Raw genomic sequence first — 1,722 nt, 5'->3', positions numbered from 1 at the left:
CCTGGCAGCCCGCCGGCCCGTCCGCGCTCGGCGGCTCCACCCACCCCGACATGCCGCTGCCGCACACGATCGAAGCCGTCGCCGTGGTCCGGGACACCCCGGACGGCCCGGCCCTGACCCTCACGCTGAACTGGGCCGGCGGCATCCTGGACGACGGCGACGCCGAACACCTCGGCACCACCTGGCTCGCTCTCCTCACCGGCATGGCCGCACACGTCGCGGACCCGTCGGCCGGCGGCCACACCCCGTCCGACTTCCCCCTCCTCGCCCTCACCCAGGCCGACGTGGAGGAACTGGAGACCACGGTCCCCGGCCTGACCGACGTCTGGCCGCTCTCCCCGCTCCAGGAGGGACTCCTCTTCCACACGGCCTACGACGGCCAGGGCCCCGACGTCTACGGGACCCAGCGGGTGCTCGATCTGACCGGCCCGCTGGACGCCGCCCGGCTGCGCCGCTCCTGGAACGCCCTCGTCGCCCGGCACGACATGCTCCGGGTGAGCTTCCACGAGCTGGCCGACGGCCGCAGCGTCCAAGCCGTCACCGGCGCGGCCGAGCCCCGCTGGCGCGAGGCCGACCTCTCGGGGCGGACGGAGACGGACGCGCTCGCGGAGGCCGAGACGCTGGCGGAACAGGAGCGCGCCGAACGCTTCGACCTGGCCGAGGCCCCACTGCTGCGGCTGCTCCTCGTCCGGCTCGGCGAACGGCGCCACCGCCTCGTCATGACCTCCCACCACATCCTGCTGGACGGCTGGTCCACGCCGATCGTCCTGGGTGAGGCGTCCCGCATCTACGCCGCCGGCGGCGACGCCTCCGGGCTCGGCCCGGCGCCCTCCTTCCGGGACCACCTGGCCTGGCTGGCCCGGCAGGACAAGGCGGCCGCGCGCGAGGCGTGGCGGGCCGAGCTGGCGGACGCCGACGAACCCACGCTGATCGCTCCCACGGCCGCGGGCCGGGGACCGGCGGCCACGGAAGGCGACTCGGTGCTGCTCTCCGAGGAACTGACCCGCGCCCTGACCACCACGGCCCGCACGCACGGGCTGACCCTGAACACGCTCGCGCAGGGCGCCTGGGCGATGGTGCTGAGCCGGCTCGCCCGGCGTACGGACGTCGTGTTCGGCAACTCCGTCGCGGGCCGCCCGCCGGAACTGGCGGGCGTGGAGTCGATGGTGGGGATGTTCCTCAACACGCTGCCGGTACGGGTGCGGCTCGACGGCGGCGAAAGCGTGGTGCGGATGCTGACACGGCTTCAGGACCGCCAGTCGGCCCTGCTCGCCCATCAGCACCTCGGCCTCGCGGAGATCCAGTCGCTCTGCGGCGCGGGCGCCGTGTTCGACACCATGCTGATGTTCGAGAACTACCCCGGCGACACCTCCGGCACCGCAGCCGGGGACGACGAAGTCACCGTCGCACGCGTCCACACCCGCGCCGGCACCAGCTATCCGCTGGCGGTCGGCGTCATGCCCGGCGACCGGATGCGGCTACACGTCACCTACCGGCCCGACCTCCTGGACCGCGACGAGGCCCTCCACGTGGCCCGGCAGGTCGAACGGGTGCTGGAACAGGTGGCCGCCGACCCGTTCGCGCCGGTCGGGCGGATCGATGTCGCGGGCCCGCTGGAGCGCGGACTGGTGGTACGGGGCTGGAACACCACCGCCGGCCGGACACCCGGTTCCTCGGTGTTGGAGTTGTTCCGTGCGTGGGTGGTGCGGGCGCCGGGGGCGG

Annotated in this window: 1 protein-coding gene; it reads left to right on the top strand. The window is 74.3% G+C overall.

What is annotated here, in order from left to right; genetic code table 11:
• On the top strand, nucleotides 1-1,722 hold a 1,722-nt coding region (locus ABD363_RS32325), incomplete at both ends, for a condensation domain-containing protein (protein WP_344610023.1).

It is taken from the genome of Streptomyces glaucus, from assembly GCF_039533365.1.
GTDB classification, from domain to species: Bacteria; Actinomycetota; Actinomycetes; order Streptomycetales; family Streptomycetaceae; genus Streptomyces; species Streptomyces glaucus.
This window is presented reverse-complemented; position numbering and strand designations above follow the sequence as displayed.